Source organism: Corynebacterium tuberculostearicum (assembly GCF_022347385.1).
Classification (GTDB): domain Bacteria; phylum Actinomycetota; class Actinomycetes; order Mycobacteriales; family Mycobacteriaceae; genus Corynebacterium; species Corynebacterium tuberculostearicum_M.
Genome location: NZ_JAKRDT010000023.1, coordinates 1 through 26,607 on the forward strand (window position 1 = coordinate 1; position 26,607 = coordinate 26,607).

The window sequence follows — 26,607 nt, forward strand, 5'->3', positions numbered from 1 at the left end:
GTCGCGGCCGGGCAAATTTAACTTCAGAGTTTTCTACCGGATCGATGTAATGAGACATTAGTGCTGGTTAGACCGGAACTATCTCATAAGACATGCGGAACGATGTCTCCGAACCAGACACACTCTGGGGCACCATGTCATGAGTCGCGACATGTTTGACAGATGAGTCGCGACATCGTTGACAAACCGGCATCTCAGTTGCTTTTTGTTCTGGGGTGCCGGTTTCTTTTATTTTGTGGCTTGTAGCGGGTCTCCTTGTTTCCAGTAGGGCCTTTGATAGTCGCGGGCTGTGTCGATGTAGTGCTCGGTGATTACTTCGCCGGTTTCGGCTAGTGACGTGATGACGTGATTGTCGGCTATGACCATGAGGACTTTTTGTCGTTTAAAGGCTCTACCAATGCCTAGGTGAAAAAGCTTGCCAGCGTAGCGCACAGTGACTTTGCCGTTGTCCCAGACAACGTCGTTTCTGGTGCGCCATTCTTGCTTTGGATTGTCACTTGGGCTGGCTTTGGGTCCTGTCGTGTAGCTGTGGTGCGGGCTGCGTCTGCCAAGCGCTCGGTGAGGGCGGTGAATGTTGTAGTAGTCGCGAAATTCATCTAGTTGTTCTTGCAGCTCACCTATAGTTTTCGCGGGTGGTCTGGCCGTGATCCATTTTTTGAGTGTTTGGTGAAATCTCTCAATTTTCCCTTGCGTTTGTGGGTGGCCTGGGCGGCCGTTTTTCTGCTGAATTTTGTACGTACTCAAGACCTTTTCAAAAGCATTTCGCCCGCCTTTACGCCCAGCTAAGCGGACAGTAAAGACTAACCCGTTATCTGTAAGCGTCGATGCTGGCGGACCATAGGTTGTTATCAACCGAGTAAGCTCAGCAGCTACTTGTGGGCCTGTAAAAGAACTGGCAGCGGTAATCGACAAGAGGTAGCGCGAGTGGTCGTCGAGGAAATCTAGGACGTCTGCTCTGGTGCCATCAGCTAGGAAGATATGGGTGATGTCTGCCTGCCAGCATTCATTAGGCATGGCTGCTTCAAAGCGGATAAATGAACTTTTGGGCTTCTTTTCGGCTCCGGGCTGATAAGTCCCTCTTTGGCCAGGATGCGTCGAATCGTGGACGTAGATGGGCTGCGTTTTCCGTCTCTTTCAAGGTGAAAGGCAATAGTTTCCGGTCCTGCATCAAGCCCATGACGCGTTAGTTGACGACGGATAGTAACAATTTCTGCCCGCAACCTATCTGGCACGGCCTGTGGATGGGTGTGTGGGGCACGTGATTTCGGCGCGATGGCTTGCGCGCCACCGGCGTCGGAAGCGTTAAGGATTTGATAGACGCGCTGCCGGGAAATACCAAAGTGTTTAGCTACCTTTGACGGGCTGCGGCCTTGATGGCGTACAGCTTTAACGATGGCCATATTGCGGTTAGGACTGTTCATAGTGTCAAACATGTCCCGACTCACCAGTCAAGCATCACCCGACACGGTAAGGTAGCCCTAAGCGTCAAATATGTCGCGGCTCACCTGTCAAGCATCACGACGATTCCCTCAGGCACAGACTGTCAAATATGTCATGAACTCAGACACACTCTGGGGCACCAAACTGGGGCACTCTGTGAAGTCTCGAGACACCGACCGGAACGATGTCTCGAGACTTCACACTTTGCCCGAAGATCGTGTTGCAGAGGTGGCCAAGCTGCGTCGTGAAAACCAAGCGCTTCGAGGCACCAATGAATTGCTGAAAGAAGCTTCGGCTTTTCGCGTCAGAACTCGACCCACAACGTTAAAGAATGATCCGATTCATTGATGAGTATCCGAATCGATTCTCACTCAAGTTAATGTGTGCGACGTTGAAGAACAATCGCAAATGGGGCTTCATTACGTCGCTTGGTTACCGCCAACCCAAAGCTCGTGGCATGAGTGCCCGCAGACTTCATGACGCTGCTTTTTGAGCACCTTCGCCACACTCACGCTGATACCTATGGTGTGCGGAAGATACGGCACGCGCTTGTCCGTGAAGGAATCGCTATCGACCGAGAGCAGACTGCTAGATTGCTGCGTACGGCCGGACTGTCTGGCAAAGGCAAAGGCGGGGCACCTGTAACCACCTGCATACCCAAGGGGCCAGACCTACGCCCAGCTCTAGTTGGTCGAGAGTTCAAAGCCGCTGGGCCTATCCGGCTGAGGGGGCCAGACATTACCTACGTACAAACACGAAAAGGACTCGTGTACACCGCATTCGTGACCGACGTATACTCCCGAAGGATTGTCGATTAAACACTGACTGATTCGGTGCGCACTTCAAGCGCTGCCGCTACCGGCGCTCAACCAGGTGATTAGCAGTGCCAAAGAAACTGCAGGTTTGGTTCACCATTCTGACCACGCCTCACAGTATGTGAGCATCGTCTATACCAAACATCCTGCCGAGCTTGGAATCGCAGCGTCCACTGGATCAGTAGGCGACTCTTATGACAATGCGCTAGCTGAGAACATCAATAGCTCCTACAAGCACGAGCTCATCCATACCCCCACTTGGAGCGATGTCGTCGCCGTAGAAATTGCAATCTTCGAGTGGAGAATTGATGGAACGATGCAAGACTTCATCACAGCCTTGGCTACCGCACACCAATAGACATTGAACCGGAGGTTTGGAGCCATCAACCGGCCCGAGAAATAATGGAAGATACGGCAGATACCCAGGAACAAAACCCGGGGTACTTCAAGACAGTTTCTATTCGACAAGTGATTGGGAATAAAACTTGGAAAAACTGAGCGACCCTCCTATCGGGGGCCTGCGCCAGAACGTTGACTTCATACTCAAGCTGGTTGCTGGAACTTTGTCACCGTTCGGAAGTATCTTGGCGGCTCCTCAAATTACGACCTTGGTAACTTCGCAGAGTGCCGTCAACTGGTGCCTCCTCGTTTCGGGAGTCGTGTTGATGGTTGCAGGTCTCTTAGTTATCCCCCTGTGGCTTGCTAAAAGGAAGAAGAACCGTGTCGAAGAAGGAACAACTGGTCGTTTTGTTAAGCGCGTGGACGAATGTGTCCGCGCCATGAACGACTACAGCAGGTCAAATAAATCAAGTTCCGACAAGGCGACCTTGTATCAAAAGCTGACGACAGAGGCTACGTACATTATTGGTAATCGAGCCAGAGTCTGCCTCTATTGGAAGTCTGCTCCCGAAGGTAGGAGCGAGGTCAGATACGAACTTGTCCGCGAAAACGCTGGTGAACGAAACCCGCGAGCCCAAGCACGTGAGCACTTTTGCGCAAACGGGGGAGACGATCATTTAAGTTTCATCAATGCCCTAGATGGTCGCTCGGAGAGGATTGTCGTTCAAGATATCAAGAAACCACCATCGGGCTTTTTTGTCTCAGCCAATGACGCGAATGAATACCATTCATTTATATTGGTACCGATTAGGGCGAACGAGGGACGAACTAGCTATCGAAAGACTGTCGGGGTACTGACCGTCGATTTCCCAGGAAAGAATATCATCACTGCTGAGCTCGAGCTTGTGACATCCGCAATTGCTGAGATGTTTAGTGACACTTTGCAAATAGCACAAAACGAACCATTCAAAGAGGACAAAGTTTCTTACAGGAATAGCTATGGTGAAGGCATTGTTGGAATGGTTGAAAGGCAAGGAGAGAACTGACATGGCAACCGCTGCAACGGTATCCAACTACATCATCTCGTTGCTTGCCCCGGGACGAGAATTAGAAACAGTCAAGTTGCACAAACTCCTCTATTTCTGCCAGGGGTGGTGCTTCGCACTTCGCCAAAAGCAGCTGTTCGACGAGAATTTTGAAGCCTGGAAACTCGGACCTGTGGTGCGGGACATCTACCCTGAACACGCGAGAATGGTCCGCATTCCTCCAACTTTCAGGTTCGAAGACAGCGAAAAACTCGCCGTCGGAAACCCAGCACCGAATGTTGGTCTTGACAAGGAAGATGAACATCTGATCCGATCGGTCGTGAGAGATTACGGTTCTCTCAACGCATTTAGGCTGGTTGATCTGACCCATTTGCCAGGCACTCCGTGGAGCCAAGTTCATCAAGAAGATGGAGACGCACAAATAATCCCAAAGCAGATGATTCAAGACTATTTCCTGAAGGAAATGGACCGCGTCAAGGCCACTGGGGAGCTCATTCCAGCCTAGCTGCGTACCGCGGAATGCTATCTGTTCGAATGAACCAGCAGCCGCATCTAGCCCCTCGCCTTGGCGGACTTGCTAGAGTCAACCGAAATGTAAGACGTGTTTCACCGCCTCCTAGAATTCGCCGTCTTAGTTAAACCACACGGCGAGGAACACTGTTACCCCAATACTCGCTAGGGTAGCCACCAGCGTTAACGCTCCAATCGCCAGTCCCCATTTTGTCGCAGTTTTTTGCCACTTCTCGCCCATTTCCTGCCCCTCACGCATCTTCGCTATTTCATCGCGCTGATCGACCGCATTTGTGCTCAGGGTGAGCAAGATATCCCGCAGCTCCTCGTGCCGTTGGGCATCGCGCTTCTCTCGCTCAAGCCGGGCGGCTACCGTAGCTTCCTGAGCCTTTTCAATACGCCCCATAAGCGTGTCGCCGTAATCAAAGTCAGACATGTGGTCCTGAGTGAGGAAACTTGTGTCCACCTGCAAAGTCTGTGGCTTAAACAGGTCATCGAGTGACTCAACGGGCAGTTTCACCAGCTTTTGCGCCTCGTCCATGATTCGCTTGTGTTCTGTCCCCAACCACTCACTCGACATCATCTTTGTAATCGCCTCACTCGTTGTCTGAGCTGACTTCTTCATAGTCTCCTCCGCCTGCACGTACGCCTCGTGGCGCGGATTATCAGGGTCGTGGAGCGGGTGCTGCGGATCTTTGCTAGCATCGCGATATTCGGCGTAGGTAATGCCTTCTGGCAGATGCTTGGCGATCAATTCGTCAAGGTTGATGGGCTTTGGCTTGTGCGGCTCTTTGGTCAACGGAATCCCCCTCGTCGGTCAAACAATTAATACACGCCCAGTAAAGCATCCGGGACGGACAACAAGCGGTTGCTCATGGAACTTGCGTTCTCGTTCGGGCCGGTTGATCCACCACCCTTCACGCCCCTACTGACTAGTGCAGTAGACAAAAGATATCAGCAAAAGTTTTCCCGCTGAGCTTATCGCCCGAAACGTTACATGACGTTTTGGAACAAGCGAAGAGATCCCCGAAGATCTGCTGACTGTATACAAGAAGGTGTGGTTGAAGAGGCAGTCGCTCGCCCAGGAGATTGATCACTATATCGAGCGGGGCCGGGCGAGCACGCAAAGAGACTTCGCGGTGCGCTCGGGTATCGGGCATACAATCCTTTGCCGGTGGCTTGCTGGCACGTCGTGGCAGAGCGCTGAGACGGTGGCAAGTTCGGAGTCGGCGTTGGAGCTTTCGTTGGGCCGCACTAGGTCGCACGAAAGCCTCACCTGCGATCCTAGAGCGGTTACGAATACCCAGGGCAGTGCATTCTATGCCCCTAACGCAACGGTAGAGGTATCATACGAGCGAAGCTCGGTACCCCCCGCCGGCCTTACAGTCTCGACGTGATGGTGCACAAGCAGGCAGCAACTCAGGCAAGGAGCATCAATTTGCGTCGTGAGAGGAACCGCTACCCGAGTGTTGAAGGGGTTGCCGAAAACCGGGCGCGGCCTCGACTATCTCCGACATCCTCAATGGAAACACTTGGCCATCGCTGGAGACAGCGGCCGAACTTGAAGTTGACCTCGTCATTAGTCTGTGGCCGGCGGTAAAGATCACCCGACGGGATACGTAGTTCGTTTTACATACCCCCACCGTGTCGCGGGAGAATCTGGTTTGATTGTTCGAACACCCCTCAACACACCAAACGCTTCTCCTTTAAAAAATAGTTGAGGCGTTTTGCGTTGTGCGGGGACTGCCATCAGAGACCACCTGTGGCCGGAAATGCGACTAGAAATCGCTACCTTCTAAGGCATCCAACCGCTGCTCATTTCAAATCAGAAGCCATTCATTGGCTTATGTTCTCGGAGGCAAGCCGCGCGTAAACGAGGGTATCGGTCCATTCACCCTTGCTAAACCAGTCCTGGACGTGACGCGCTTCGAGCCGGAGCCCAACGCGGTTAGCAAGTGCTGCGGAGGCACTGTTTCAGGCGTCCATCTGTGCGGTAATGCGGTGGAGATGGTAATGGTCAAACCCGAGGGCAAGTACCGCGCGAACGGCTTCACTGGCGAAGCCTTGTCCACCGTGCGCCGGGTTCAGCACCCACCCGATCTCGCCCTGGCGGTGCTCCTTATCTGTGAGCCATAGTGCGACGTCTCCGATCGCGATGCCTTCATGTTCGATAACCAGCGCGAGCGCAGCAGCCTCACCATCGAGGCCAGTTTTTGATAACCGCTCCGTGAGCTTGTCGCGAGTGACTTCCACAGTCCATGGCTCGTCCAACAGGAAACGAGCAACGTCAGGTTGCGAGTACAGCTTGTGAAGCCATGCGACATCGTCTGTCTCATGCAGACGGAGTCGAAGTCGTTCTGTCACCAACGGTTACTGGGCGGCGGTCACGAGATCGCGCTGGTAGTGGAACAATTCCTCGCGCTGTCCTGCGGGCGTGATCCCTACGCCTCGTCCGGTCTCGCGGAATCCCGCCGTCGTCAAGCAGTGCTGGGAGGCCTTGTTTTTCGGAAGCGTGCGTGCTGTCAAGGTTCTAAGTCCACTGTTGCGCGCGAAACGTGATGCCAGCTCCAAGCCCCGATGGGCATGGCCTTCCCCTCGCGCACCGGGATGAATCCAGAACCCGACCTCGGCAGCCTCGGAGCAAACGTCAAAGAGAACCACGGAACCCACGAACCGGTCGGTCTCGGCGTCGGCAAGTGCGAGGACTGCCAACGTGCCGGACGAGAGGCCCGTCGCAACCTCGTCACAGATCATCCGTCGCACGGACTCGGGGGTGTAATCAGGTTCAGGCAGATGAGCAAAGCGCCGCACAGCTTCGTCTTTTGTGCCTGCTGCATACGCGTCTGCGTCCAGTTCGGAGAGAAGGCGTAGGCGAGTGTTCTCAAGAGCGATCGGAAGGTTGGTAGCATCCAGCATGTGCTAAAACTAACATAGTTTGGATAGGTGGTTCAAGCATGTTTGGTTAGGCTGGTGGGGTGAGCTACTGGGAACATCGGAAACCTGTGCAACGCCATCGCACCGTGGATATTGCGGAAGTTGCAAGAGCATCGGGCAGACTGTTGGACGAAGGTGGTTTGAAGGCACTCACCATGAGGGCTGTGGCGCAACAGGTGGGCGTCGCCCCAGCTAGCCTGTACTCCCGTGTGGAGTCGGTAGACGACTTGTTCGACCTTGCTCTCGATGTAGTGCTTGCAGACGATCCCGTGATGTCCGAGTCGATCAACAACGCCGACCTACCCGCCCTGATGCAAGCTTTCTTCACGCACCTCACGACCCACCGGTGGGCCGGTCAGGTCATCGGCATGCGTGCCCCCAGAGGCCCTGCTTACCTGGCCCTTTCTGAGCGTATGTGCGTGCTGCTTGAACGAGAGGGAGTCCCAGATCCGTTGGGAACTGCCTACCGGTTATCAAACCTAGTGATCGGCGCCGCCCTGACCGCGCCCATGGCGCCCGACGAAAAGCGTATTGCCATCAACCCCGAACAAGCACCGACTTATGCGCGCCTCCACGCGGCGCACCACATTAGCCCACAAGAGATCCTCTCCGAGGGCATCAAGAAACTTTTGTCTTGACGGAACCATCCCATTTCGGGCAGCGGCAGTGTGAGGAATACTCGGAAATGGCGAGAGGAAGCTCAGCTGGGCCAGTAGTGGAGTAGCCGGGCTAGGGATTACTCGACTGCACCCATGTGAAGTCTCGAGACATCGTTCCGGTTGGTGTCTTGAGACTTTTGCTTTTCGAATGGTCGGAGTGGCAAGAATTTCGTAATCTAGGCCCATGAAACTTCTTCTCGCTTCATTCCTGCACCCAAACATCGGCGACTACGTTTCGGGACGAGTGCTATATATCGATGATGCCGCTTCAGAGATGCGCAGGGCACCATTTGCACAGGCAGAACTGAAGGCAATTGGTGAGGCAGCAGAAACCTTAGTCCCCCTCACCCTATCGCAATCAAAATCAAGCGATCTTCAAAATGAAATTGCATCAGCCAACTGCATTTATGTCGCAAGCGGCGACGTGTTCCGCCTACTTGACGTACTGAAGAAAACGGGTGCCGACCATGCACTGACTGAGGCAGTAAAGCAGGGCAAATTTTACGCTGGAAGTTCTGCAGGAGCAGTTGTTGCCGGCCCATCAATTGAGCCGGCATCAATCATGGACGATTCCAAAACGGCACCGCAGCTCACCGAATATACAGGGCTAAACTTCACTCCTTATGTCATTGTTCCTCATGCACAAGGAACCACTGGGCCCTATTCAATAGAGGTCATCAGTAAGACTGTCGAGACCTACGGCCGAGAATGGAACCTGCTGCTTTTGAGAGATGGGCAAGCCCTCCTTGTGGATGACGAAAAGTCCATTCTCATCTAATCTGCGATGACAAACACGCCAAGCAGACCAGGAAAGTTCATTTTTCTCCTCAACCACCAGCACTTTCCTTGTGGCCGACCAGTTCCCTTAAAAATACTGGTAGGGGCCATGAGGGTCATTTGTTTTGGTGAGCTCCCATCTCGCGGAGCCAACGTTGTGGCGCTTTGAGACAGCCTCACTCGTTGTTATTCACCTGCTGCCTGGGACTTAGTTTCTTGGGACTCACCGATGGCATTACCAAGCGCTGCGATGAATGCAATTAGGCCCACCGTAATAAGGATGTGTCCAAGTCCAGCGATACCAGAGATCATTGCAGAGGACTCCTCCCCCAGTACGGTCAGGCATCCGTGCCAGATCATGGCGCCAACAGTGACGACCACGCCGACGTTATAGAGCCAGAAGAACGCATTGAACTGACCGCGGCTGCGCGACAGGCCAAAGACTTTCTCCAATACCAAGAAGATAAGGCTCATCATGAAACCGAGGGCTAGCAAGTGAGTGTGCGCCACGCTTAGCTGAGTGAACTCGCCCGTGGGGAAATCATTAGCCCGCGTGAATTCCCGGTAGAACACGCCAGCGCCCAAGCCCAACACGAGGTAGAAAATGGATGCCCAATACAAAGCTTTCATTGTCATTCTCCTTCCCAACCGCTGTCACGGCCGGAGTAGCGATGAATAAAATCCTCTAAGGACTTATCCTTCTACATTCGTCATCGTTTTGAATCACAGGGCTAGTTGAAACTGCAATCAACCAGTTGGTTGACTATGAGTTCCGGTAGCTTAAAATTCATAGTCCTGCCGCGGGAAATAAAAGCGCTGACTGTTGGGCACCTTTGTTTTAGCAAAGACCCGAATCGTTGAAGCAGTTTCGGGTAACTCCAGCTAGTTTGAACAGGCCCACGCCTGAACCTTGTTCATATGTTCAACGAAGGCCGCTTCTGTTCTTTGCTCATGCAATTGAAGCCAAGCGTCCACGACATCATCTGGGTAGACGCCCGCCGCGCGCAATACCGCCGCGGTGAATGACACTGGAGCCAAACCAGATGCCGTAATCACTCCGCCATCAGAAACTGCGTCTTCTTCTTTGTAGCCGTCGATATTGGCGTAGTTGGTTGAGGCAAGGAAGCCTTGCGCGTTTGAAGTGTGTTTGCAGTGGTCAAGCACCCCAGCACGAGCAAAGGCCAAAGTTCCACCACAGATTGCTGCCAAGAGCACTCCTTTCTGATGTAGGTCTTTTACCGTCTCCAGTAGGTGTCCGTGCCCATCAAAGTAAGTATCTGCCCCTGGCACCACGAAAGCCGCAATATCAGTTCGGTTCTGGATATCTTCCAAGGTCAAGCTTGGGACCACTTCGATCCCACCCTTGGAGCGGACAGCTTGTAATGATTCGCCAACAAACAAAACCTTGAAGCGGTCCGGCACTTGGGCCTCAGCTTCAGCTACCTGGGTTGTGAGGTAGGCATACTCCCAATCAGACATGGTTTCCGTCGCGTAAATAGCAATGACCTTCATGGAACTCACAATACGCGGGCCTTCTGAATCACCACTAGACAAGCGGACATCTCGATCAGCGTGTCTCTTGCCTACTCTAACCGACCTGATCCCTCGCCTTAAACTGGCCTCATGTCTGAAGTAACAAAGCACTACGCCGTAGACCTCACCCGCATCGACACCGCCCAATACCGAGCTACCAATTCAGCGGGCGCCAGCGTTGAATTTGGCAGTGGTGAGGGGCTCCTCTCCCCTGTTGAGCTTTTGCTCGCTGCGGTCGCGGGATGTTCCGCGGTGGATGTAGACGTTGTGACGTCCCGACGCGCGGAAGCGGAATCTTTTGATGTACACGTAGAGGGAGACCGCGTAAGCGAGGATGGGGCATCGCGCCTGTCGGAGGTGCGTGTGGGCTTCGATCTATCGTTCCCGGATACGCCGGAGGGCAACCAAGCGCGCAAGCTGGTGGACAACCTGATTCGCATCTCCCACGAGAAGGACTGCACGGTCTCGCGCACGGTTGAGAACCCCACGAGGGTGAAGTTCAGCAACGTCTCGAAATAGCTCTCCTGCATAAATGCGCGACATGCGGTTTCGCTCCAGGGATAATTCCAGACCCCTTGCTATGGTGCAATTGTTCACTACTGTGACAAATGTGATTACTGCAGGAGCTCAACATGTCACCATCTTTCTCCCGTCGCGGCCTTTTTAAGGCTGGGGCTCTCGCCCTGACCGCAGGCGCTATCGGCGCTGCCGCACCGAGTGCAGCGGCGCTCGGACCGGTGCGCGGCACCATCATTGATTTCTCCGCCGGCGTACCTTCCCCGCAGGCAATTAAGAATGCTGGCCACATGGGCGCGATTCGCTACGTCTCCGACAAGCGCCCCGGCGCTGCGTGGATGACCGGCAAGCCGGTAACCCTCAAAGAGACTAAGGCCAATGCGGCAGTAGGCCTGCCCACTGCGTCGGTCTACCAATTCGGCCGTGCGGAAACCGCCGATTGGAAGCAAGGCGCAGCAGGTGCAGCAGTACACGCACCGAAGGCGATTGCCCTACACAAGAAGGCAGGCGGCCCCACCAACCGTCCGATCTACATCGCGATCGACGATAACCCCACCCGCGAGCAGTACACCCGCCAGATCCGCCCCTACCTGCAGGCGTTTTCCAAGACGCTGGAGCTGGCCGGCTACCAGACGGGCATCTACGGCAACTACAACACCATTGAGTGGGCGATCCAGGATGGCATCGGCAAGTACTTCTGGATGCATGACTGGGGTTCCAACGGCAAGATTCACCCGCGCACCACAATCCACCAGCTGCCGCACGGCAAGCAGCAGACCATCGGCGGCGTCATCGTTGACGTCAATGAGGTCTACGCCGAAGACTGGGGCCAGTGGACGCCAGGCAAGTCCGCGGCTCCTGCACCGGCAAAGAAGCCGACCGCCAATAAGCCACAGCCAAAGCCCGAGCCGCAGACTAAGGCCCCGAGCAATGGTTCGTCGGACCTGGTCAATCAGCTGAGCTCGCAGCTGCAGAGAACGCACCCGGAGCTACCGGAACTTCCGCAGGTCACCGCCGACGGCGTGACCTTTAATGGCAAGACGCTGAGCAACGATCAGATTCGCCAGCTAGCGAAGATCGTCGCAGAAACGGTTGCGAAGGCGCGGTAGTACTACTTCTTGGAAGGCTCGGAGGTTTTCTCCGAGCCCTTCTTTTTGTCTGCGGACTTCTTTTTGGACGTGGTGGATTCGCTAGTGGGCTCCTTGGACGTGGACTTTTCCTTCTTACCCTTGCCGGATTTCTCGTCCTTGTCCTTCTTGCTCGAGGGGGTAGTAGAGGTCTCCGAGGTGGAGGTCTCGATCGGCGGGACGTCCTCGCCGTCTTTGTACTTGAGGAAGCGCTCGGTGGCCTTGCCCAGATTCTTGCCGGTCACCTCGTCCTTGACGTAGTCGGTGAGGTCATCGGAGGAGCCGGTGATAGAGGCGGCGGCGACGAAGTTCTCGCCAAAGGAGACCGAGGAGTTAATGGACTTGTCATTGGACCAGCCCCACTTGCTGCCCACCACGTTGGAGAGCTTGGCGGTGCCATAATCCTGGCGGTAGCCGTCCTCTGAGATGGGATCGGCATGCGCCATGGCTACAAGCACCGGGTGGGTTTCATCGCGGTCGATGAGCTGCGAGATGAAGCTGGCGACGTCATAGGTAGAAGTCTGCGAATAGCCCCACTGCTCGCCGGCCTTGGTGGATTCGAGATTGAATTCATCGGCAATCGCGTCGATGGAATCCGGGTATTTGTCAAAGAGGTCTTCGGCGGACTTATCAGAGGAGCTAGCGATCATATCCAGCGCCTCATATTTGTCCTCGTACTCGCCCTTTTCCATCACGTAGGTGGCGATATAGAGCTTGATGAGGCTTAGCGCCGGGCGGGCCTCGTGCTCCGAGGCAGAGCCCATGTGCATGCCATCGTGCAGGCGGATATAGGTAATTGAATGACCCTCATCGCCCTCCAAGAACTCATTGGTTTCCGGTGGGACGTCGCGGTTGGTGTCTGTTGCTTTTAAGGGGGCGTCGGCAAGCGCATCGCTTTCGCGCTCGCTATTGCTGCACGCGGTGGTGGTCAAGGCGAGCATGCATACGGCCAAAGCGGCACCAGCCTTAACTGATGCCGCCTTGCGGGTCACGGACGTTCTAAGCACGTCCAACCACATTACCGGGTGTGTGCACTTTTCAAGCAATTAATGCTGCACGGGTGCCTCCACGCCCACGCCGGTAAGGGAGCGCACTTCCATCTCTGCGGAAAGCTCCTCAAAGTTGTCCGGCTTGGTCATGATGGACACCAACCAGCCGACGAAGAAGGACAGCGGAATGGAGACCAAGCCCGGCGAGGAAAGCGGGAAGATAGCCCAGTCCGCACCTGGGAACATGGAGCTCTCAGAACCGGAGACTGCCGGGGAGAAAAAGATGAGCACCAGGCAGGACACCACGCCGGTATACATGGAAGCCACCGCGCCCGCGGTGTTGAAACGGCGCCAGTACAGGGAGTACAGGATGGTCGGCAGGTTGGCGGAGGCCGCCACCGCAAACGCCAGGGAGACTAGGAAGGCCACGTTCTGGGTCATGGCCAGGATGCCCAAGATAATGGAGACGATGCCAAGGATCACCACGGTGGCCTGGGAGACGCGGACCTGCTCGGCCTCGGTGGACTCACCGTTGCGGATAACCGCGTGGTAGATATCGTGTGCAATGGACGCAGAGGCGGTAATGGCCAAGCCAGCAACCACGGCGAGCACGGTAGCGAAGGCCACGGCGGAAATAATCGCCATGAAGATGGAGCCGCCAATCTCCAGTGCGAGCAGCGGTGCCGCAGCATTGGCCCCGCCCGGCGCGGCCAGGATACGGTCCGGCCCCACCAGCGCAGCTGCGCCGTAGCCCAGAACCAGGGTCATAAGGTAGAAGGCACCGATGATGACGATCGCCCAGGTAACGGAGCGGCGCGCCTCGGTAGCGGTGGGCACGGTGTAGAAGCGCATCAGCACGTGCGGCAGGCCACCCACGCCGAGCACCAGGGAAATGCCCAAGGAGATAAAGTCCAGCTTGGTGGCGGTGGTGGCGCCGTACTTCAGGCCCGGAGCCATGATGTCCTTGGCCTCGTATCCCTTCTCCTTAATCTGCTCGGAGGCGGCGTGCATGTCGATAGCGTTATTAAACAAGGTGCTAAATCCGCCGCGCAGGGCAATGAAGACCAAGAAACACATGATGACCACGCCGGCCACCAAGAGCACGGCCTTGATCATTTGCACGTAGGTGGTTCCCTTCATGCCGCCGACCAGGACGTAGACAATCATGAGCACGCCCACAACGCCCACGACGAGGGCCTGCCACTTGAAGTCATGGATATCCAGCAGCACGGCCACCAGCGAGCCGGCGCCGGCCATCTGTGCGATGAGGTAGAAAAGCGTGACGAAGAGGGTGGCGATGGACGCCGCCACGCGCACGGGCTTTTGCTTCAGGCGGAAGGATAGGACGTCCGCCATGGTGAAGCGGCCGACGTTACGCATGGGCTCGGCGACGAGCATGAGTGCTACCAGCCAGGCGACGAAGAAGCCCACCGAGTACAAGAAGCCGTCATAGCCGTTGAGCGCCACCGCGCCGACGATGCCTAGGAAGGATGCGGCGGAGAGGTAGTCACCGGAGATGGCCAGACCGTTCTGGCGTCCGGAGAAGCTGCCGCCACCGGTGTAGAAGTCCGAGGCTTCCTTGGTGGTTTTACCGGCGCGCAGCACCACCGCCATGGTGACGATAAGGAAGATGGCGAAGATGGAAATATTCAGGATGGGGTTGCCGGCGGAAGTCTCGGCGGCAAGGGTGGTGGTAGTCATTAGTTGCCCTCCAATTCTTCACGGATGGCTGCCGACTTCGGCTCGATATTCTTATTGGCGTACTTCACGTAAATCCACGTGATGATGAAGGTGGTCAGGAACTGGGCAAGGCCGAAGACTAGGCCGATGTTCCAGCCGCCGCCGAGCTCGGTTGCCATGAAGCCAGGGGCGAACACGGCGGCAAGAACGTAAACCACGTACCACACGAAGAAGGCCACGGTCATAGGGAAGGTAAAACTCCGGTAGGTGCGGCGCAGCTCGCCGAACTGGGCGGAGTCGCGCATCGCGATGAACTCGCTACCGGTGGGTTCGCGGCGCGAGACAGGAGTTGCAGCTACGTCACCCATAGAGCATCGTCTCCTTGGGTGAGAGGAACTTAGGTCACACGAGATAGTGTGTCACTGCTCACTATCCACGCTGACTTGTAACTTACAGAACATTTTCTGCAAGGTTGTAAACTCTGCCAAGAAAACCTTCCACTCCCCCACCCTTTCAACCCCATAGGCTTCGCTGAACTGGAATAACATCTTTAACAAACTACCCCCGAGCCAAGAATTTTTTACCCCTTGTAAAGATTGTTAACAGCCGCTTGGCAAAAGAAAAAGCCCCCGTGAGGGGGCTTAATCTGTGGTTGACGCTACTCTTCGCTGCCCGGGAATTCGCGCGGGTCATTGAACATGCGGCCAAAGCCCTCCTGACCCTCAAGTGCGTCGATGGCGGATACTTCCTCCGCCGTGAGCTCTAGCTCGGTGGCGGCCAAGTTTTCCTTCAGGCGCTCGGTGCGCGCGGACTTCGGAATGACGGATATACCCTTGGACATGAGGTAGGACAGCACAACCTGCCCCTCGGTCGCCTCGTGGTCAGCAGCAGCCTGCTCAATCACAGGGTTATTGAGCACAACGCCGCGCGCCAACGGGGCCCATGCCTCGGTGACGATGTCATTATCGTGATGGAAGGCGCGCAGGCTGGACTGGGTAAAGCCCGGGTGGATCTCCACCTGGTTGAGCACCGGAGAAATGCCGGTGGTGGAAATTAGGTCCTTGAGCACGTCCTCGTAGAAATTAGCCACGCCGATGGACGCAATCTGACCCATGCCCTGCAGGCGGGCGATAGCCTCAAAGGTCTCGTTGTATAGGCCACCCTGCGGCCACGGCCAGTGGATGAGATACAAGTCAAGGTAGTCGAGCTGCAGATCCTTGAGAGACTGCTGGAATGCCTCTTCCACCTTGTGCGCACCGTGGTGGGAGTGCCATACCTTGGAGGTAATAAAGAGCTCATCACGGGTGACGTCGCCGGCATCCATTGCCTGCTTCAGGGCGGTGCCTACCGCCTCTTCGTTCTTGTAGAGCGTGGCGGTATCGAAGTGGCGGTAGCCCAAATCGATGGCCTCGCGGATGACGCGGATGCATTCCTCGTCATATAGCTTGTACGTACCCAAGCCCAGCTGGGGCATTTCGCGGTCATCATTGAAAGTTACGGTTGGCACTGTCATGCCCTCCATTGTGCCGCAGTTTTTCTGACCGCGCCGAAAACGACGAAACCCCAGGGCGGACCCTGGGGCTGAGCGCTTTTAGTCGGCGCGGATGAGGTCAATAATGAAGACCAAGGTGCGGCCGGACAGCGGGTGCGCACCACCGGCGGGGCCGTAGGCCTTTTCCGGCGGGATGATGAGCTTACGGCGACCGCCCACCTTCATTCCCGGAATGCCTTCTTGCCAGCCGGCGATGAGACCGGTCAGCGGGAACTCGATGGACTGGCCACGGTCCCACGAGGAATCGAATTCTTGGTTGGTCTCGTATTCAGCGCCGACGTAGTGGACCTCCACTACGGCACCAGGCTGCGCCTCAGCACCGTCGCCGACGACGATGTCTTCTACAACAAGGTCGGTCGGCGCTGGGCCAGACTGGGCTTCAATAACAGGCTTATCCATGGGGATTATTCTCCTTGGGAAATCTAGTTTGTTCGTGCGGTCGCAGTAAAACCGAACCGAGCTGCACCTATTATAGGTGCTACCACCCGATTCGGCTTAATTCGACAGACCCGCGGGGCGCTTTAGCGCTCGTTGCGCGGGGTAACCTTACGCAGGGACTCGCCGGTGTAAATCTGGCGCGGACGGTTGATCTTGGTGTTGATCTCCAGCTGCTCGCGGTACTGAGCAATCCAGCCCGGCAGGCGGCCGATGGCGAAGAGGACGGTGAAGAAGTCCGTCGGGAAGCCCATGGCACGGTAAATCAGGCCGGTGTAGAAGTCCACGTTCGGGTAGAGCTTGCGGGAGACGAAGTAATCGTCATTCAGCGCAATATCTTCCAGCTTCATGGCCAGATCCAGCATTGGGTCGCCGCCCAAGTGCTCGATGATCTCGTGGGCGGTCTCCTTAACGATGGCCGCGCGTGGGTCGTAGTTCTTGTACACGCGGTGGCCAAAGCCCATGAGGCGAACGCCCTTTTCCTTATTCTTCACGCGGTTCATGAAGTCGGTAGCGTCACCATCGTGGTTGTTCTGGATATCTTCCAGCATCTCCAGAACGGCTTGGTTTGCGCCGCCGTGCAGCGGACCGGACAGGGCGTTAATGCCGCCGGCGATGGAGACAAACATATTAGCCTGAGCGGAACCAATCATGCGCACGGTGGAAGTGGAGCAGTTCTGCTCGTGGTCAGCGTGCAGGATAAGCAGCTTATCCAAGGCCTTAGCTACAACCGGGTCAACCTCGTACTCCTCGGTGGGGTAGCCGAACATCATGCGCAGGAAGTTCTCGCGGGCGTTCAGGCTATTATCCGGGTACATATAAGGCTTGCCCTGAGAAGCGCGGTAAGCATACGCAGCCAGCATTGGAACCTTAGCCAGCAGGCGAACGGTGGCCTTATCCAGCTGCTCTGGGTCCAGCGGGTTGAGCTGGTCTTGGTAGTACGCGGAAAGAATGTTAAGGGAGGAAGCCAGCACGGCCATTGGGTGCGCGTTGCGCGGGAAGATATTGAACGCGGCCTTGAAGTCCTCGTCCAACAGGGTGTGGTGGCGGATTTCGCGGTTAAAGTGGCTGAGCTCTTCCTCGTTAGGCAGATGACCCTTGATCAGCAGGTAGGAAACCTCGTTAAAGGAAGCGTTTTCCGCCAGGTCCGCGATATCGTAACCGCGGTGGCGCAGGATGCCCTCTTCACCGTTAATGAAGGTGATCTTGGACTCGGTGGAACCGGTGGAGGTATAACCAGGGTCGAAGGTAACGAGCCCGGTCTCGTTACGGAGCTTGGAAATGTCAAAGCCGGAGTCACCCTCGGTGGACTGCTTGATGTCCATCTCGTACTCGCCGCCTGGGTACTGGAGCACTACCTTGTTGTCTTCAGAAGCCACGGAAGTTCCTTTCTCTATGTGAAGAGTCACTATTAAGCACTAACTTAAGGAAGCTAGCTTGATACCTCTTCACACTTTAGCAAACTTTGTGACGCCAACAACAGGATTTGGCCGACTAAAATAACTGCCGTTCGACCGGAACTGCTCTACACTGGCACGCATGAGCACTCCAGAACTTACGCTGCCTGCCGACCTCCTGCCTGCCGACGGCCGCTTTGGCTGCGGCCCCTCCAAGGTTCGCCCCGACCAGCTTGCGGCCATTGACCCCGCGGTCATGGGCACCTCCCACCGCCAGCCGGCGGTAAAGAACCTCGTAGGTTCGGTGCGAGAAGGCTTGAGCGATCTCTTCTCCCTACCAGAGGGCTACGAGATTGTCCTTTCCCTAGGCGGCGCCACCGCCTTCTGGGATGCTGCCACCTACGGGCTCATTGAACGCCACTCCGCCCACCTCACCTTTGGCGAGTTTTCCACTAAATTTGCCAAGGCCGCCGCGGGTGCACCCTGGCTCGATGCCCCCTCCATCGTGGAGTCCCCCGTGGGCACCGCACCCGACCCGCACGAACTTTCTGCGGAGGCGGACGTCGTCGCTTGGGCACACAATGAAACCTCCACCGGCGCGATGGCAGAAGTTACCCGCCCGCACCCCCGCAATGATCAGCAGCTGGTGGTCGTGGACGCCACCTCCGGCGCGGGTGGCCTACCCGTAAACATCTCCGATACGGACGTCTACTACTTCTCGCCGCAAAAGTGCTTTGCTTCCGACGGCGGCCTGTGGCTCGCCGCCATGTCCCCCGCCGCACTGGAGCGGATTGAGAAAATTAACGCCTCCGAGCGCTATATCCCCACCTTCCTCAACCTGCAGACGGCAGTAGATAACTCCCGCAAGAACCAGACCTATAACACCCCGGCAATCGCCACCCTGCTCATGTTGGATAACCAGCTCCAGTGGATGAATGCCAACGGCGGCCTGGACGGCATGGTTGAGCGCACTACGGAATCCTCCACCACGCTGTATAGCTGGGCCGAATCCCGCCCGGAGACCACTCCCTTCGTCGCGGAGCCTGCGTCCCGCTCGCTCGTGGTGGGCACCATCGACTTCTCCGAGTCCGTCGACGCCGCGGCGCTCGCCGCCACCCTGCGCGCCAACGGCATCCTGGACGTGGAGCCGTACCGCAAGCTGGGCCGTAACCAACTGCGCATCGGCATGTTCCCGGCTATTGAGCCGGCCGATATCGCCAAACTGACCCAGTGCATCGATTACGTCTTGGATGCGAATTAACGCATCACCCCCAACATGCCCCGCCGCCTCGCAGGCCGCGGGGCTTTTTCGCGTTATAGTTGAATGCATCACAGATTTGTCCGCCGTCGATAGGCAAAAGGAGCGCCCTATTATGCGCGAGCTGTTCCCAGTTGACAGCGAGTCGACCGAAACCTCTTTGGTGCTGCGCACCGAAGACGGCGAAGAGTTTTTCCTCTCCATCACCGATGAGCTGCGCGACGCCCTGCAGGGCGAGCAGGAGGAAACCCCCGAAGAGGAACCGGCGGCTCCGGCCATCAGCCTGGCCAAGCCCTCCAAACCGGAACCGGTGGAAGAGACGAAGATCCGCCCGGCGGAGATCCAAAACCGCATTCGCGCCGGCGCCTCTGCGGCGGAGCTGGCGGAAGAAATGGGCGTGACCGAATCTCGCATCGAGCCTTTCGCCTACCCGGTCATGCTGGAGCGCAATCGCATCGCGGAGATTTCCAAGCAGGCACACCCCGTCCGCGAGGACGGACCGGCCAAGCTCACCTTGTGGGAGGTTCTGGCCACCGCCTTTGCCGCCCGCGGCCACTCGCTCTCCGAGTCCACCTGGGATGCCTACCGCCACCAGGGCGAGGCCTGGATCGTGCGCGTGACGTGGAAGGCCGGCCTGTCCGAGAACGAGGCCGAGTGGTACTTCAAGCAGTCCATGTCCTCGCCCGCCACGGTGGAAGCGCGCAACTCGGTGGCCGCGGACCTGACAGACCCGGATTTCGTCCAACCGGTGCGCTCGCTGACCTCGCTGGGCAGCGGCCGCTATGACGAAGCTATCGATGGCGACCAGCCCAGCAACGTCACCGACCTCACCGCGCCGACCACCCCTCCGGAAGAGCCGGAGGAAGAGGAGTTCTTGCAGAACCCCTCGCCGGAAGAAAAGCCCACCAAGCGCCGCCGTAAGGCCGTCACCCCGCATTGGGAGGACGTGCTGCTCGGTGTTCGCTCCAATACCAAGCGCCCTAGGGACTAATCGTGGACATCTCTCACGCTGTACTTACTCTCTGGTACATCTCTCAGCCCAATGCGGAAGAGGTGTTGAAGACCGAACCCAAGGCGGATCGCGGCTTTGGGCGGAAATTCCTCGCCCAGCTAGACCCGACCTTCCCGGTCACGCCGATTGGGCAATTCCCGCTCAACCGCTCCGCGCAGACGGATCCGAACGAGTACTACATCGGCGGCTACCCCGGCATCACCGTGGTGCAAACGGTCTGCGAGGGGGATTCTGTTCTCCTTTCCCAGCTGCCAGAAACACTCCTTAACGCGGTGCCCGCCCAGCGCGTCATTGCGCTGGCCAGCAACGAGAAAGAAGGCTACGCCGGCTTCGCCCTGTGGGAGGGCGGCGATCTCAAGCGCTGCCTGTGCGCTACCCGCGAGCACCTCTACGAGGACACCGGCCTGCCCGAGCCCTTCGAGGCGCCCTATTGGGCGGGCGAAAAATACGAGCCGCTGGGCGGAATCTCCCTGCCTTTCGAGCCGCAGGGCATCATGGAAGCGGCACAGGAATACTGGCTCGACATCGAGGTCGGGCACGATGGCCCAGACCTAGACGTTGTGGGCTACGCGGTCGACGGCCGCCCAGAGCCTAAGATCGACCCGCCGAAGCCCAAGCGCACCGTGGGGGAACTAGCCGCACAGTCGGCCAATAAGCTGGGCCTGAACGACTATGACGACTACGAGGACCACAGCGCCGAGCCGGAATCCACCGGCGAGGAAATCATCTCCACCGCCAAGCAACTGGGCTCGCTCATTGGCAATTGGGGCGCTCAGACGTTTAAGTCGCTCAAGGAGCGCTGGCGCTCATAAAAGGAAATGGCGGCGGCGGTCGCCACATTAAGAGAATCGGTGCCAGGGGCCATCGGTATGCGTGCGCGTATATCGGTGGCCTTCATTGCGTGTTCGGTAAGGCCGGGGCCCTCCGCGCCGACGAGCATCGCCACCTTATCTAGGCCATGCATGGCCTCGGCCAAGTGCACCGCCTGGGGGTTGGGGGTTAAGGAAATGAGGGTAAAGGAGGCGTCGGCAAGCGCCTGCAGGGAACGCTGCCAGGTAGTAAACCCGCCTTCTAGATGGGCAAAGGGCAAGCGCAGCACGTGCCCCATGGACACGCGCACCGAGCGCCGGTAGAGCGGATCCGCCGCACCGGAGCCCAGCAGCACCGCATCCACGCCCATGCCAGCGGCATGGCGGAAGATGGCGCCAATATTTTCATGATCGCCTACGCCCTCGAGCACGGCGATGGTTTTTGCGGTCTCTAGAATCTCGCTCACCTCCGGCTCCGGGGCGCGGTCCGCGGCGGCGACCAGCCCGCGGTGCATATCGAAGCCGGCCACCTCCGCCAGGGTCTCGCGAGAGACCTCGTAGATGGGGCACTCGGGTTCGCCATACTCGGAAATATAGGCCTCCACTTTCTTGGGAAAGCCAACGAGGCAGCGCATGGGGAACCGGGATTCGGCCAGCCGGGAGACCACCAGCGGGCCCTCTGCAATGACGAGACCCTCGCCGGACTTATCGGATTTGTTGAGGTTCCGAATATCGTCCAGGCGAGGGTCTGCGGGGTCAGTAATCAGCATGCCCTTAGGCTAGCCGATGGCATTGGAAATCGGATCCATGCCAAAGAAAATCACGAACAGGCCAGCCAAGAGCCACATGATCCAGTGCACGTCCTTGGCCTTGCCGGCGAAGGTGGACATGAGCGCGAAGGAGATGAAGCCCACGCCGATGCCGTTGGCAATGGAATAGGTAAACGGCATGGTCACGATGGTGAGGAAGGCGGGGATGGCGATCTCCATCTTGGTCCAGCGGATCTCGGTCAGCTGCGCGGCCATCATTACGCCGACGATGACGAGTACCGGGGAGGCGGCCTCGATGGGCACGATCTCATACAGCGGCGTCAGGAACATCGCGGCGAGGAACAGCACGCCGGTCATGAGGTTGGCCAGACCGGTGCGGGCGCCATCGGCAATGCCGGCGGAGGAATCCGCAAAGACGGTATTGGAAGAAGCAGAGCCAAGGCCGCCAGCCACGGCGCCAAAGCCCTCGACCACGAGGGCCTTTTTCATGTCGGGGAGGTTGCCGTCGGCGTCGACAAGCTTGCCTTGCTTGCCCAGGCCGGTCATGGTGCCCATCGCATCGAAGAAGTTGGTGAGCAACAGGGTAAAGATCAGCAGCACCGTGGAGACCACGCCGATCTTGGTAAAGGCGCCCACCAGGTTCACATCGCCCACGATGGACAGATCCGGAATGCCGCCGAGCGCCTCCGGCTTCACCGGCGCGGCCATGCCCCAGTCCTCGGAGCCGGTAAACGCCTGCACGATGAACGCGATGACGGTGGTGAGCACGATGGCGATGAAGAGCCCGCCCGGCACGTTCCGGATGACCATGAAGGAACAGATAATGAGGCCAATGACAAAGACCAGCGCCGGCCAAGTGGAAATCGATCCATTAATACCCAGGCTCACCGGCACGGTGGTGTGCGCGGCGTCCGGCACGCGGGTGACAAAGCCACCGTCCACGAGGCCGATCATGGCGATGAACATGCCGATGCCCACGCCCATCGCCGCCTTCATGGACTGCGGGATGGCGTCAAAGACGGCGGTGCGGAAACCGGAGATGGCCAGCAGGACAATGATGATGCCCTCGATGACCACCAGGCCCATGGATTCTTGCCACGTCAGCCCGCTGGTGGCGACCATGCTCACGCCCACGAAGGTATTCATACCCAAGCCTGCGGCCATGGCGAAGGGGTACTTGGCAATGGCGCCGAAGAGGATGGACATAACGCCGGCAACCAGCGCGGTGGCGGCGGCGACCTGTGGCACGCCCAGCGCGTAGCCTTCCGCGTCCTCGGTGGTGCCGAGGATGAGCGGGTTCAAGAGGATGATATAGGCCATGGCGAAGAACGAGACCGTTCCCGCGCGTAGCTCGGTTCCAATGGAGGAACCACGTTCAGAGATATGGAAGTAGCGATCGAGAGTGGCTTTCAACGCCTGCGCCTTTCACGTACAGCGAGTCTTACGCCATAAGTGTGCTGCCTTAATCCTCGATTTCAAAATCCTGGAAGATGGGCTTTTCATCGTCGAAGGCCACTTCCGGGGTCTTTTCTTCCCGCACGCGCGTCTGCGAATGCGCACCGCAGCCATAGCGCGAGTGCACCACCCGGCCGTCCGCCGAGTACTCATTGGCGCAGACGCCGTAGTTGTCCATCAGCTGCACATAAAACGCACAGGTGCGGCATTGCAGGCGCGCCTTGGCCGCCATATCCGTATTCGGGCCGAACTCGGTGCGCCAGCGCTTCTTGGCGTCTTCCAGGCCGGACTTGGAAAGTTTGTCACCGTCTAGCCGGGAATCATCCACGGCCGGTGGCATCAGGTCTCCGGGTCCAAGGTCGCCTGGCCGCACGCGGTCCTCATAGGGCACCCATTCCGGCGGCTGCAGGGCCTCCCCGCCCGGCACCAGCGCCACCTCATTGACGGTGACGTAGCGCGATCCCTCCGCGCAGGCGAGCACCGCCTGCCATTCCCAGCCGGGGTAGCCAGGCATTTCTGCTTCAAATCGGTGGGTAGCAACGTTTCGGCCCATCCCGGCGACGCCGATATGCTTGCCGACGCCCCCTTCCCCCACCTCATCCAACGCCTCGCGCGCGATGCGCACGGCGCGGGAATCGATCAACGGATTTGCTTTTCGCTTACTCACGCCCCTCATTATTCATTATGGAGCGCACCCGGTGGTACATATGGTGCATGTCGTTTCTTTCCCGCGCCGCCTGCATTCTCCTCCCTTGCACGCTCGTTGCCTGTTCCTCTACCCCAGCTGAACCCGAAGTAGAACGCCTCTCCGTCGAGGTTCTCGGTACCGCTTCCCTGCCGCCCAATTCCTTTACGCAGGGCCTCGAAACCGATCCGGACGGCAACCTGCTCCTGGGCACCGGCCAATGGGGCGAATCCCGCATCGAGCGCTTCTCCCCCGAATCCGGCGAAACCTTGGCCGAAACGCGCCTGGATAAGCGCTACTTTGGCGAGGGCATCACCCAAGCCGGCGATTCCATCTGGCAGCTGACCTGGAAGTCCGGCCAAGCCCTGAAATACGACCACGACCTGCGCCAGGTAGATTCCGCCACCTACTCGGGCGAGGGCTGGGGGCTGTGCAATACCGGCGAGGATCTCCTCATGTCCGATGGCTCCGCGACCCTGCGGCACATGGACCCAGAGACCTTCGCGGAGCGCTCCACTACCGACATCACCTTGGAGGGAAAACCCCTCGAAGACATCAATGAACTCGAGTGCGTGGGCGATGACGTCTACGCCAATGTGTGGATGGATGACAACATCTACCGCATCGATCCCTCCACCGGCCGCGTAACCGCCGTCATCGCTACCGACGCGATTGATAAGTCCCGCTATACCGACCCCGATGATGTCCTCAACGGCATCGCGCACATCACAGACGATGAGTTCTGGCTTACCGGCAAGCGGTGGGAGGAACTCTTCCACGTTCGAGTAAGGTAAAGGCCCATGGCAACCCGTAAGGAAGCAAGGAAAAAGTCGCTGCTGCAGATCTTGGCCCTCATCGTGGTCGTGGCGGTCATCGTCGCCGCCGTAGTGATCTTCCAAAACTGGTGGAACCAGCGCCCGGGTCCCGATCCCCGCGACATCAAGGTCACCGCCTCCGTGGGCGATAAGTCCATCGACGTCGCCCCGTACATTGCTTGCGAGCCCGGCTCCGAGTGCCCGGAAGGCGAGGTCCCGAACCTCACCGTGGGTGATGATGACACCCTCAAGCTGGATATCCCCGAAGAAATCTCCGACCACGAGTGGAAGATTCTTTCCATCTACGATGACCCCGCCGCCAACGATGAAACCGCGCACGGCGCAAACGAAACCACTGAGGTATCGATCCCCGGCTCGGTAGACCCCATCAAGGCCTCTACCGGCAAGCGCCCCCGCCTCAAGGTGGTGGAGATTTCCTCCATGATGATCGGCACCGATGACAACGGTGACGAAACCCCTTTGGCCACCGTGTGGTCCCTGACCACGATGACCGATAAAGAACGAGAAGCCTCCGCGGAGGAATCCACGAAGGCTTCTAATTAGCTATCCAAATCCTTCGCGATTGCGCGGAGGATTTCTGCTACCTGGCGCCCAGTCTTGCGCTCCGGGTAGCGGCCGGAATTGAGCACCGGCTGAATCTGCGACTCCAGCAAGGTCATCACGTCAGAGACCATGCTGCCGAGTTCTTCCGGCTTGCGGGCCGGGGTGCGGCGACGCGGCTTATCCAATACTTTGACCCGCAGCGCCTGCGGACCGCGGCGCCCGGCCGCGAAATCGAAGTCGATGCGCTGGCCGGGGAACAGTTCCTCTACTCCCTTGGGCAGCACGTTGCGGCCAACATAGACGTCTTCATCGCCCGGGTTGCTGACGAAACCGAAACCTTTCTCGGCGTCATACCACTTCACTTTGCCAATAGGCATAGGTACCCACCTCTTCTCTAGGGGAAAATCTTTATTTTAGCCGCCTGGTCAAAACAACAGAAGTCGCGCACTCTGCCGCGACACACCCGCGTTACATGACATAGATCACATGGTGTCGCCCACCTGCGAAAATGCCCCCTCACCCACCACATTTGTCCCATTTCTTTCCCGTTTAGTGCCCATAACGTGACACTTTCGTTATAAACCGCTACGCTGTCCCCCAGACACTTAAGAGCCGTTAAGAAAGTTGCCCTCGCCCGCCCTTTCTTTTTGGTACATATTTTTTGCACTTAATGCGGGCACACAGAGAGGACTAACTACATGGGACGCCACTCCGCTAAGAACCGTATGGCCGCTAAGTTCACCGCCGGCACCGTCGCCTTCGGCGCTGCCGCTGCCATCATGGCACCGACCGCTTCCGCTGCTCCGGATTCCGACTGGGACCGTCTGGCACAGTGCGAGGCCGGCGGCAACTGGCACATCAACACTGGCAACGGCTACCAGGGCGGACTGCAGTTCAACCCGCAGACCTGGCAGGCCAATGGCGGCGGCCAGTTCGCTGCTACCGCTGACCAGGCTACCCGCGAGCAGCAGATTGTCGTCGCTGAGCGCGTGCTTGCTTCCCAGGGCTGGGGTGCATGGCCGGCTTGCTCCGCTTCCCTCGGCCTGAACTCCGCTCCGACCCAGCGCACCGCTCCGTCCGCTGCCCCTAAGGCTCCGGCCCAGGCACCGGCTCCGGTCAAGCAGGCTGCCGCTCAGAAGTCCGACGAGCTGGCTGTCGATGCTCTGTACAACACCATCAAGAACGCCGCTAACTCCTACGGCCTGGCACTTCCTGTACAGTTCACCGAGCTGTACAAGGCTAACCGCCATGACTTCAACAACTTCTACTCTGCCAACCGCAACGTCATCGACCCGATTGCGCAGATGATTGAGAACATCACCCGCTAAGACATAGCGATAAAGGGCCCATTGCTATAGCAATGGGCCCTGGCGGATTCTAGGGGTCGTTGCAACGATGATGGTTAGTTTGGTTTGATGCTACCGGTTTGTGTGAGGGCGTTGGTCATGACTTCGGCTGGGGTGCGCCAGTTGAGTGCTTTGCGTGGTTTG

General features: G+C 57.7%; 28 protein-coding genes and 1 pseudogene. 13 read left to right on the forward strand and 16 right to left on the reverse strand.

The window, feature by feature from the left end:
• Positions 1 to 228: 228 nt before the first annotated feature.
• Positions 229 to 1,421: pseudogene (locus tag MHK00_RS10670) on the reverse strand (IS481 family transposase).
• 955 nt (positions 1,422 to 2,376) lie between these two features.
• On the opposite strand from MHK00_RS10670, the gene MHK00_RS10675 reads away from it, so the two are divergent.
• The 3 genes from MHK00_RS10675 (at position 2,377) to MHK00_RS10685 (ending at position 4,145) form a co-directional block, all read left to right on the forward strand.
• Complete coding sequence (locus tag MHK00_RS10675; RefSeq protein WP_239659055.1) at positions 2,377 to 2,613, forward strand: integrase core domain-containing protein; 237 nt, start codon at positions 2,377 to 2,379, stop codon at positions 2,611 to 2,613.
• 127 nt (positions 2,614 to 2,740) lie between these two features.
• Positions 2,741 to 3,640: a GAF domain-containing protein gene (locus MHK00_RS10680; protein ID WP_049360648.1), complete on the forward strand. Its 900-nt coding sequence runs from the start codon at positions 2,741 to 2,743 to the stop codon at positions 3,638 to 3,640.
• Position 3,641: 1 nt separating this feature from the next.
• A complete protein-coding gene (locus MHK00_RS10685) occupies positions 3,642 to 4,145 on the forward strand; it encodes a Panacea domain-containing protein (protein WP_049360647.1) in 504 nt (167 codons plus the stop codon).
• Positions 4,146 to 4,271: 126 nt separating this feature from the next.
• On the opposite strand, the gene MHK00_RS10690 is transcribed toward MHK00_RS10685, so the two are convergent.
• The 3 genes from MHK00_RS10690 to MHK00_RS10700 form a co-directional block, all read right to left on the reverse strand.
• The gene (locus MHK00_RS10690) at positions 4,272 to 4,949 is read right to left on the reverse strand and encodes a hypothetical protein (protein WP_250411759.1); all 678 of its coding nucleotides are present in this window, start codon (positions 4,947 to 4,949) and stop codon (positions 4,272 to 4,274) included.
• A gap of 1,175 nt (positions 4,950 to 6,124) precedes the next feature.
• Entirely contained in the window at positions 6,125 to 6,514 is a 390-nt protein-coding gene (locus tag MHK00_RS10695; protein WP_239659054.1) for a GNAT family N-acetyltransferase, read from the reverse strand.
• Between the two features lie 6 nt (positions 6,515 to 6,520).
• Positions 6,521 to 7,066, reverse strand: coding sequence for a GNAT family N-acetyltransferase (locus tag MHK00_RS10700; protein WP_049360642.1), 546 nt, complete (start codon positions 7,064 to 7,066; stop codon positions 6,521 to 6,523).
• Between the two features lie 104 nt (positions 7,067 to 7,170).
• Between MHK00_RS10700 and MHK00_RS10705 the strand changes: the two genes are divergently transcribed.
• A complete protein-coding gene (locus MHK00_RS10705) occupies positions 7,171 to 7,722 on the forward strand; it encodes a TetR/AcrR family transcriptional regulator (RefSeq protein ID WP_080971220.1) in 552 nt (183 codons plus the stop codon).
• Between the two features lie 205 nt (positions 7,723 to 7,927).
• The gene (locus tag MHK00_RS10710) at positions 7,928 to 8,521 is read left to right on the forward strand and encodes a Type 1 glutamine amidotransferase-like domain-containing protein (protein WP_250411760.1); all 594 of its coding nucleotides are present in this window, start codon (positions 7,928 to 7,930) and stop codon (positions 8,519 to 8,521) included.
• A 185-nt stretch (positions 8,522 to 8,706) separates the two neighbouring features.
• Here MHK00_RS10710 and MHK00_RS10715 read toward each other — a convergent pair whose 3' ends face one another.
• Positions 8,707 to 9,150, reverse strand: a complete 444-nt coding sequence (locus MHK00_RS10715) for a DUF2871 domain-containing protein (protein WP_250411762.1) — start codon at positions 9,148 to 9,150, stop codon at positions 8,707 to 8,709.
• A gap of 252 nt (positions 9,151 to 9,402) precedes the next feature.
• The gene (locus tag MHK00_RS10720) at positions 9,403 to 10,032 is read right to left on the reverse strand and encodes a DJ-1/PfpI family protein (protein ID WP_250411764.1); all 630 of its coding nucleotides are present in this window, start codon (positions 10,030 to 10,032) and stop codon (positions 9,403 to 9,405) included.
• A gap of 111 nt (positions 10,033 to 10,143) precedes the next feature.
• On the opposite strand from MHK00_RS10720, the gene MHK00_RS10725 reads away from it, so the two are divergent.
• Both MHK00_RS10725 and MHK00_RS10730 read left to right on the forward strand, forming a co-directional pair.
• On the forward strand, positions 10,144 to 10,572 hold the full coding sequence (locus tag MHK00_RS10725; protein ID WP_250411766.1) for an OsmC family protein: 429 nt from the start codon (positions 10,144 to 10,146) through the stop codon (positions 10,570 to 10,572).
• Between the two features lie 113 nt (positions 10,573 to 10,685).
• Positions 10,686 to 11,678 carry a DUF1906 domain-containing protein gene (locus tag MHK00_RS10730; RefSeq protein WP_250411768.1) on the forward strand — a complete coding sequence of 331 codons (993 nt, stop codon included), beginning with the start codon at positions 10,686 to 10,688 and terminating at the stop codon, positions 11,676 to 11,678.
• A gap of 2 nt (positions 11,679 to 11,680) precedes the next feature.
• Here MHK00_RS10730 and MHK00_RS10735 read toward each other — a convergent pair whose 3' ends face one another.
• The 6 genes from MHK00_RS10735 to MHK00_RS10760 all read right to left on the reverse strand — a co-directional run bounded on the left by MHK00_RS10735 (position 11,681) and on the right by MHK00_RS10760 (position 17,731).
• Positions 11,681 to 12,715, reverse strand: coding sequence for a hypothetical protein (locus MHK00_RS10735; RefSeq protein ID WP_251068581.1), 1,035 nt, complete (start codon positions 12,713 to 12,715; stop codon positions 11,681 to 11,683).
• Between the two features lie 27 nt (positions 12,716 to 12,742).
• A complete protein-coding gene (locus MHK00_RS10740) occupies positions 12,743 to 14,386 on the reverse strand; it encodes a monocarboxylic acid transporter (RefSeq protein WP_250411770.1) in 1,644 nt (547 codons plus the stop codon).
• Positions 14,386 to 14,733, reverse strand: a complete 348-nt coding sequence (locus MHK00_RS10745) for a DUF485 domain-containing protein (protein WP_250411772.1) — start codon at positions 14,731 to 14,733, stop codon at positions 14,386 to 14,388. The genes MHK00_RS10740 and MHK00_RS10745 overlap by 1 nt, the downstream gene beginning before the upstream one ends.
• A gap of 290 nt (positions 14,734 to 15,023) precedes the next feature.
• A complete protein-coding gene (locus MHK00_RS10750; protein ID WP_250411774.1) occupies positions 15,024 to 15,887 on the reverse strand; it encodes an aldo/keto reductase in 864 nt (287 codons plus the stop codon).
• Between the two features lie 69 nt (positions 15,888 to 15,956).
• On the reverse strand, positions 15,957 to 16,316 hold the full coding sequence (locus MHK00_RS10755; RefSeq protein ID WP_005323855.1) for an FKBP-type peptidyl-prolyl cis-trans isomerase: 360 nt from the start codon (positions 16,314 to 16,316) through the stop codon (positions 15,957 to 15,959).
• Positions 16,317 to 16,438: 122 nt separating this feature from the next.
• Entirely contained in the window at positions 16,439 to 17,731 is a 1,293-nt protein-coding gene (locus MHK00_RS10760) for a citrate synthase (RefSeq protein WP_250411776.1), read from the reverse strand.
• Positions 17,732 to 17,891: 160 nt separating this feature from the next.
• Between MHK00_RS10760 and serC the strand changes: the two genes are divergently transcribed.
• The 3 genes from serC to MHK00_RS10775 all read left to right on the forward strand — a co-directional run bounded on the left by serC (position 17,892) and on the right by MHK00_RS10775 (position 20,831).
• A complete protein-coding gene (gene serC / locus MHK00_RS10765; RefSeq protein ID WP_250411777.1) occupies positions 17,892 to 19,010 on the forward strand; it encodes a phosphoserine transaminase in 1,119 nt (372 codons plus the stop codon).
• A 112-nt stretch (positions 19,011 to 19,122) separates the two neighbouring features.
• Complete coding sequence (gene sepH / locus MHK00_RS10770) at positions 19,123 to 19,998, forward strand: septation protein SepH (RefSeq protein WP_250411779.1); 876 nt, start codon at positions 19,123 to 19,125, stop codon at positions 19,996 to 19,998.
• Between the two features lie 2 nt (positions 19,999 to 20,000).
• On the forward strand, positions 20,001 to 20,831 hold the full coding sequence (locus MHK00_RS10775; RefSeq protein ID WP_250411781.1) for a DUF6928 family protein: 831 nt from the start codon (positions 20,001 to 20,003) through the stop codon (positions 20,829 to 20,831).
• On the opposite strand, the gene MHK00_RS10780 is transcribed toward MHK00_RS10775, so the two are convergent.
• The 3 genes from MHK00_RS10780 to MHK00_RS10790 are packed head-to-tail and all read right to left on the reverse strand — an operon-like array spanning position 20,792 to position 23,729.
• Positions 20,792 to 21,598 (reverse strand): TrmH family RNA methyltransferase, encoded by an 807-nt coding sequence (locus tag MHK00_RS10780; RefSeq protein WP_250411783.1) that lies wholly within the window; start codon positions 21,596 to 21,598, stop codon positions 20,792 to 20,794. The two genes, MHK00_RS10775 and MHK00_RS10780, sit on opposite strands and share 40 nt — an antisense overlap.
• A 9-nt stretch (positions 21,599 to 21,607) precedes the next feature.
• The gene (locus MHK00_RS10785) at positions 21,608 to 23,011 is read right to left on the reverse strand and encodes an NCS2 family permease (protein ID WP_250411785.1); all 1,404 of its coding nucleotides are present in this window, start codon (positions 23,009 to 23,011) and stop codon (positions 21,608 to 21,610) included.
• Between the two features lie 49 nt (positions 23,012 to 23,060).
• The gene (locus MHK00_RS10790) at positions 23,061 to 23,729 is read right to left on the reverse strand and encodes a DUF3027 domain-containing protein (RefSeq protein ID WP_225747332.1); all 669 of its coding nucleotides are present in this window, start codon (positions 23,727 to 23,729) and stop codon (positions 23,061 to 23,063) included.
• A gap of 38 nt (positions 23,730 to 23,767) precedes the next feature.
• Between MHK00_RS10790 and MHK00_RS10795 the strand changes: the two genes are divergently transcribed.
• On the forward strand, positions 23,768 to 24,532 hold the full coding sequence (locus MHK00_RS10795) for a glutaminyl-peptide cyclotransferase (RefSeq protein ID WP_250411787.1): 765 nt from the start codon (positions 23,768 to 23,770) through the stop codon (positions 24,530 to 24,532).
• Between the two features lie 6 nt (positions 24,533 to 24,538).
• The gene (locus tag MHK00_RS10800; RefSeq protein ID WP_150851075.1) at positions 24,539 to 25,117 is read left to right on the forward strand and encodes a DUF2771 domain-containing protein; all 579 of its coding nucleotides are present in this window, start codon (positions 24,539 to 24,541) and stop codon (positions 25,115 to 25,117) included.
• Here MHK00_RS10800 and MHK00_RS10805 read toward each other — a convergent pair.
• A complete protein-coding gene (locus tag MHK00_RS10805; protein WP_005323875.1) occupies positions 25,114 to 25,494 on the reverse strand; it encodes a cold-shock protein in 381 nt (126 codons plus the stop codon). The two genes, MHK00_RS10800 and MHK00_RS10805, sit on opposite strands and share 4 nt — an antisense overlap.
• A gap of 321 nt (positions 25,495 to 25,815) precedes the next feature.
• Here MHK00_RS10805 and MHK00_RS10810 point away from each other — a divergent pair, with 321 nt between their 5' ends.
• Positions 25,816 to 26,445: a resuscitation-promoting factor Rpf1 domain-containing protein gene (locus tag MHK00_RS10810; protein ID WP_285439630.1), complete on the forward strand. Its 630-nt coding sequence runs from the start codon at positions 25,816 to 25,818 to the stop codon at positions 26,443 to 26,445.
• The last annotated feature ends 162 nt before the right edge of the window (positions 26,446 to 26,607 follow it).